The sequence below is a fragment of the Shewanella algicola genome (assembly GCF_014648035.1).
In the GTDB taxonomy this organism is placed as follows: Bacteria; Pseudomonadota; Gammaproteobacteria; order Enterobacterales; family Shewanellaceae; genus Shewanella; species Shewanella algicola.
In genome coordinates, this window is record NZ_BMQI01000090.1 from 1 (window position 1) to 6,942 (window position 6,942).

General features: G+C 41.5%; 5 protein-coding genes. All 5 read left to right on the forward strand.

Translation table 11 applies throughout. From position 1 onward, the window contains the following. Positions 1 to 1,186: RHS repeat-associated core domain-containing protein (locus IEY42_RS21205; RefSeq protein ID WP_308425012.1), on the forward strand; the 1,186-nt coding region annotated here is incomplete at its 5' end. Positions 1,187 to 1,201: 15 nt separating this feature from the next. After that, a complete protein-coding gene (locus IEY42_RS21210) occupies positions 1,202 to 1,924 on the forward strand; it encodes a hypothetical protein (protein ID WP_188927187.1) in 723 nt (240 codons plus the stop codon). A 532-nt stretch (positions 1,925 to 2,456) separates the two neighbouring features. Beyond that, positions 2,457 to 3,857 carry an RHS repeat domain-containing protein gene (locus tag IEY42_RS22500; protein ID WP_229780233.1) on the forward strand — a complete coding sequence of 467 codons (1,401 nt, stop codon included), beginning with the start codon at positions 2,457 to 2,459 and terminating at the stop codon, positions 3,855 to 3,857. Positions 3,858 to 3,859: 2 nt separating this feature from the next. Beyond that, the gene (locus IEY42_RS21220; protein WP_188927188.1) at positions 3,860 to 4,405 is read left to right on the forward strand and encodes a hypothetical protein; all 546 of its coding nucleotides are present in this window, start codon (positions 3,860 to 3,862) and stop codon (positions 4,403 to 4,405) included. Between the two features lie 245 nt (positions 4,406 to 4,650). After that, on the forward strand, positions 4,651 to 6,915 hold the full coding sequence (locus tag IEY42_RS21225) for an RHS repeat domain-containing protein (protein WP_188927189.1): 2,265 nt from the start codon (positions 4,651 to 4,653) through the stop codon (positions 6,913 to 6,915). The last annotated feature ends 27 nt before the right edge of the window (positions 6,916 to 6,942 follow it).

The window sequence follows — 6,942 nt, forward strand, 5'->3', positions numbered from 1 at the left end:
TGACCACACCATTAAGATGAAAGCCCATGTGGGCAGCTTAGGTAATCAATCACCGTTCCAGCACGTACTGCGCGACCATTTAGGCAGTGTCGATACCTTGATGGATGCCAAAACCGGTGCCGTATTACAGCACCGTGGTTATGATGTGTTTGGTCGCCCAAGAGACATAGCATCAGGTAATGCGTTACTATCTGGTACTAATTGGCAAGGTGTCACTAAAGGCTATACAAATCACGAGCATTTGATTGACCAAGAGCTCATTCATATGAACGGGCGAATATACGATTTCAACATCGGCCGCTTCTTAAGTGTTGACCCGTTTTTGCAGTTCCCAGAGAATAGCCAGAGCGCTAACCCGTATTCGTATATTTTGAATAACCCGATGTCAGGGACAGATCCGACCGGGTATCAAGCAAAAACAGATAAAGAAGAAGCGACAGGTGGTGCGTCAAATAATGCTGAAGTTTCGAAAGAACAGACAAAAGTAACGGGTAATGGCCAGAAAAATGAAACTCGACGTGCAGTAAGAGATTACCGTTCAGCAAGTAAAGCCGGAACTTTTGCACCGAGTTCTGGTACATTTGGTGGTTCTACTAGCTATGGAAATTCGTCAAGTTTTATCGCTGGTTATAGCTCTGCGAATAAAGGAGATATGACTGGTGCGCTTTCGCTAACACCCATTGGGCAAACTGTTGATGGAATTAAGTCTGGGATAGATGCATTAGAAGCAGGTTATGAGGAATATCAAAAAACAGGTGATCTAACAAGCGCAGCTGTTGTAGCAGGAAAAGTTGCAACTGAAGCCTTTATTGAGCGTAAACTTAAGGTTGCTAGGCTTCCTGATGTTACAAAGAGTGCAGGCCAGCTTGGTCGTGAAGGTGAAGCAGCAGCAAGTGCAATCACTGGAGTTGGAAAGAATACTCAAAAATTCACTGTTAATGGTAGGGAGAGAATTCCTGATCAAGTAAATGCGTCGAATATTTCTACACGTAATCCACTGCACGTAACAGAAGTTAAAAATGTCAAATCTCAGTCTTTTACTCGCCAGCTCAGGGATAATGTTGACCTTGTTGGGCCTGGTGGAAGGGTTGACGTTTTTGTAAGGCCAAATACTAAATTGTCTGGTCCACTGAGACGAGCGAATGCAGATCCTACGAATCCTATAAATATCAGAACTGAATTATAAGCAGGTAGCACCGTAATGAATGAAATACAGATGACTTTTTATTCGCTATTAAATCTGTTTGACAGAAGTCTTTGGGTCAAACTCCTCAGTGAATTGGAGAGACTGTTTGGCCAGAAGCTATCCCACTTAGATGTTAATGATCCGTTGAGAAAGAAGGTGTCGGATCTAGAAACTGCTGCTGATTATATTTGTTCGATTGGCAAAGAGGAGTCTAGCCGAAGACTATTTGGAAAATTCGGAAAGTCCAAGATTGAGCTCAGTATATCAATCTTTAAAGAGGCAGCACCTTTTCCAAATAGCTTGTCTATTTATTTTCCTGAGAAAGTCATTGGTGACAAAGAAGGTCTATGTATGCTTCGCAATGCTTTTGAAGAAAGTAATCGATGCTTGAAATCTTTTTATTCTATCTGTGATTCTATGGATACGATTGCAAGCAAAAGAAAGGCAACGGGTTATGCTGTTGATTTGCAAGCAGAGCTTATAGGTGTTTTCTGGCTGACCTATTTTGGTAAGGCATACGTTGACTATTTTGAGGAATCGAAGTTCCTGGATATACCTAGTCGCCGAATTGAAGGGCTTGATGGAAGTATGATGGATCTAGGTGAATCACCAATTTCTATTGCAGTAGCTAGGTATCAAGTTGAAGCGTTATTGGGTAAAGAGTCGTTTGTTGATCCGTCGCTTGGTTATGACAAGCCTGTTGGCAAAAATGCACTAAGGTTTGATCAGTTGAGATAATTTGTCGCTAATTTGATGTTACAAAGATCAGAAATAATTAAGAAACAAAACATGGCAAGACAATAAAGCTGATAACATGGTCATATATGGACGCTCCCAGTGAGTCAAGATAATACTTTGCTCACCGAAGGTTTTTTGGCCTTAGTTTGCTATACAACATTCTCATTCTTATCGTTGCTTTTGATGTGCTCATTTACCGCTAGAAGCGGTTGTACAGCCCTGATGTTTATAAAAGACGTGGGTTTTACAGCCAAGCTGAGCCCCAAATGAAATTAGTTCATAATTATTGACTTTTTTCAACTTCAGGAATAAAGTCAATCTTAGTTAGCAATTGCAGGATTTGAAGATATAAAAATCTGCAAGCAAATGAATTTAAACGACTATTTTAACTATTTAATTCGAGAGTCTGGGTTCAAATCCCTATCCCTCCGCCACATTCTAAAGTGAAAAAGCCATTGATAATCAATGGCTTTTTTGCTTTCTAGCATTTGAAAAATCATATTCTCAGACCCAAAACGGATGACTGAGACATATGTACCTATTCAGAGCCACAAATTGTACCTATTACACCCGCATGGTGTTACCTGCTTATCTGCGTGATAAAGACTTCGCTGCCGACATCAAAGTATCTTTGCTCACTAAACAGCGCTCAATCGCGATAGGCCGTAATCTTGTGGTTGCGGGTATCTTACGGCCATTAATCAGTAGCTTAACGCCACAATCTCAGCCTGATGTGTTTAAAGCACACGTCAATCAATTGATTAATGATGCCCGTGCAGGCTTTATTGGGGTATCAGATACCTTGATGGATGCTAAAACCGGTGCCGTATTACAGCACCGTGGTTATGATGTATTTGGTCGTCCAAGAGACATTGCATCAGGCAATAACCTGTTAACTAGCTGGCAAGGTGTCACCAAAGGCTACACAGACCATGAGCATTTGAATGAGCAAGAGCTTATTCACATGAACGGCCGGATTTACGATTTCAACATCGGCCGTTTTTTAAGTGTTGACCCGTTTTTGCAGTTCCCAGAGAATAGTCAGAGCGCTAATCCGTATTCGTATATTTTGAATAACCCGATGAGTGGGACTGACCCGACGGGGTATAGTGCTGTTCGAAGCGGTAATGCATCTGCTTGGCGTGTCGCCAGTTGTGACAGTAATTATGGTAATAGTTGTGCCAAAACGCCAGTTGATAACATTATGGCACAGTGGGGCTTGAGTAATGGACAAAGCAATGAGTCATTAGCCAAACAATCACAGCAACGTCGCAATCAAAAGAAAGAAGATAAAGCTGAAGTTGGACAGCAAGCTGATACAAACAACGAGAGTATATGGACGGACCAAGACGGTAACCCAACAAGTCGTCCCGCAAGTTTTAATGGTACAGAGACTGCTTTTAATGATTTAGGAGGTGATTTTAGACTTCGACCACTTGGCGTCAGTGTAGAACAAGATCAGGCGACCAGAAGCGAAGCCTCTGGGCAAGCCGGATTTGCAGGCGCTATGATGTTAACTGGTGGAGCATTATCAGCTTATATAGGTGCCGAAGCTACTGGGTTAGTATTTATTGCTGGATCTAGTGGTGATATTGTTGATGTGGCAATGGCAAGATTGCCTGTTACAAAGAGTAAAACACATGGGCATCATTCTGATCCTAAATTCATGGGCGGTGAAAAGAAACAGCCATTAACTACTCTAAACGAGCAGGTTCACAAAGATCTACATAAGGATATGAATGATTTTCTGAAAAATAAAACAGATGATTTCGGGAATCATATGAGGCCTCAAAGAGGTAACAGCGGTCAAAAAATCAGACAAAACTTTACACGACAAGAACGGTTGGAAGCTCTTCGAGATTTTTATCGTGGCGAAGGTGCGAAATATAAAGATGCAGCAACCGACTTCTTTAAACAACATTCGGATTTATAGTTATGACGAACTATGCAATATTCGCAGCAGACGCTGACATCAACTATTACAGTGATGCACCTGAGGAGCTTTTTTGCTCTTCATGTTGTTCATATATCGGTTCTAAACCATACTTACCCAATGATTTGATGGAGAGTAGCTTAAAGAAGGATTTTTGTTATAGCTACGATGGACAATTAATAATAAGTACTAAAGCAAAGATATTTTTAGAAATGAACTCCTCAACTGAGCTAGAGTTTCATAAAATCAACTCTGATCCTGAAGCCTTTGTTATAGAAGCTCACAGTAAAGCAATATTTGACACTGAAAAAAGAAAAACGCGTTTTGTCAGTAAGTGTGGCAAGTGTGGGAATTTTGAAAGCATTGTTGGTTCTACACCCCCGTTTTTGAAAAACGCAAGTAATATAGATCAAATGGGATTGTATTTCACGGATATTCAATTTGGAAGTGGTAAAGAAAAGTCGCCACTAATCATTGTTGGTGAAAAGCTCGGTAAAATGCTGAAGAAAACATTCAAAGAGATTGATTTAGAGGACGTGAGAGTCTAAGGCAAAGATTTAACAATAAACTTGGCCAACCACAAGCCGTTACCTATTTCGACAGCCTTGGTCGTCCTGTAAAGCCGGTAACCGATGGTTTTGAAGGCGAAATCATTAGCGAAACCGCGTATGACGCTAGAGGCAATATTGTTAGTGAGACTAAACCAACAGAAGATTACGGTACCCAAATTACGACACAGTTTGAAGATTATGACGCATTAGGGCGCCCCGCTCGTAAGATTTACGATGATGGCATGGTTAGCTACCAGTCAGAATATGATTATGCTGATGGCATTACGACGAATATCAGTGTCACAGGTGGTTTGAATGCGTCGATGAGTCGCAGTTATAACAGCCTTGGTCAGCTATTAAGCACTACAGATGCAAAAGGTAATAAAAGCTATTTTGCCTATAATGCTGCAGGTTTACCTGTATTAATCCAAGATGTGCTGGGCAGTAAAATTACCGCTCGCTATGATGATTTAGGCCGCAAGGCATGGTTTAACGACCCGAATATGGGGGTATGGAACTTTACTTATAATCAATATGGCGAGCTTATAACTCAAACAGATGCGCGCAATATTACAACCACATTTAACTATGACAAAGCCGGTCGTCAAACGAGTCAAACAGGTCAACAAACGCGAACCTGGGTGTATGATACCAATGTGGGTTACGGTAAGTTATACCAGGCTAAAGTCGATGGGCATATTCAAACTCATAGCTATGATACCGCTGGGCGCATTAAGCAAACCGTTACGGCTATTGGTAGCTTAAGCTTCACTGAAAAATATGCCTATGACACGCAATTTGGCCGTATTAAAGCCATGCAGTACCCTAGCGGCGAGCATGTGGCCTATCGTTTTGACGACAATGGTTATTTAGTCGAAGACTACCAACGTTTTACTGATGGTTCTGAGCAGTCACTGCGCATAATCGATGAGTACAGCGCCTTTGGCAGTATTAACCAACAAACGTTCAGTAACAATTATGTTCAACAATTTAGCCGTAATTTAGCCGGTTCACCAACGAGTATCTGTACCAGCTCTTCTGCTGGGTGCAGTACTATCGGGGTGCAATACTTAAATTATGATTATGATGGAATGGGTAATTTAGCCTTTCAACACAACGTGATTACCCAGTTCAAAGAAAGCTACAACTATGACGAGCTCATGCGGGTTGATGACTCAACTAAAACGTACAAAGGTATCACCTATGCTGCGGTTAATTATGATTATGACGCGGCAGGTAACATTCTTGTCAAAGGCGATTACGGTAGTGAGTATCTTTACGGTAGTGTAGGCAAAGGTGCTGGCGGTAATGCAGACCCTAACGCCATTAAGCAGTTTATCCGTGGTGGTACAAAAAACTTCACCTATGACAATAACGGTAACAGGCTCACGGGTGATGGGGTAACGTTAACCTATAACGACCAAAACAAGCCGTTAACGGTAGACCGCAATAATGTAAAAAGTATATTCAGTTACGATGCCAATGGTAACCGCTATAAACAGGTTAAACAGCAAAGTGGTAGTGTGGTATCGACCACGTATTATGTGGGCAGTTTTGAGCGTGAAGTGACCCTAAGCAGTACGGTAGATAAAACTTACATTGGTGACCACACCATTAAGATGAAAGCCCATGTGGGCAGCTTAGGTAATCAATCACCGTTCCAGCATGTACAGCGCGACCACTTAGGCAGTGTCGATACCTTGATGGATGCTAAAACCGGTGCCGTATTACAGCACCGTGGTTATGATGTGTTTGGTCGCCCAAGAGACATTGCTGCAGGTAATACATTATTATCTGGAACTAATTGGCAAGGGGTCACTAAAGGCTATACAGACCATGAGCATTTGAACGAGCAAGAGCTTATTCATATGAACGGGCGGATATACGATTTCAACATCGGCCGTTTTTTAAGTGTTGACCCGTTTTTGCAGTTCCCAGAAAATAGCCAGAGCGCTAACCCGTATTCGTATATTTTGAATAACCCGATGAGTGGGGTTGACCCGACTGGGTATAGTGCTGTTCGAAGCGGTAATGCATCTGCTTGGCGTGTCGCCAGTTGTGACAGTAATTATGGTAATAGTTGTGCCAGAACGCCTGTTGATAACATTATGGCACAGTGGGGCTTGAGTAATGGACAAAGCAATGAGTCATTAGCCAAACAATCACAGCAACGTCGCAATCAAAAGAAAGAAGATAAAGCTGAAGTTGGCAGTAATGTAGTAACAAAAGCTGATGGTAATGAAAGAGGGACATCTAAGTTAACTCTGTCTAAAACAAATTGGGGATTTATTGATGATGGAGTAATTGATACTTCTGAGGAAGAAGGCATTAAATTTTTTAGGTTGTCAGGAACCATATCTGGTGCAACACCTGATAAAATAGCAGATATAAACGAATCATGGACAACTGATATATATACAGATGAGTCGGGTTTGAGGTACAAAAGCGAAGCTAATTTCACCAAGTCGGGTTGTAACCCTCCCTTAAAATCAGAATGTTTTAAATAGAGTTTTCCATTTACACTAAACTAAATG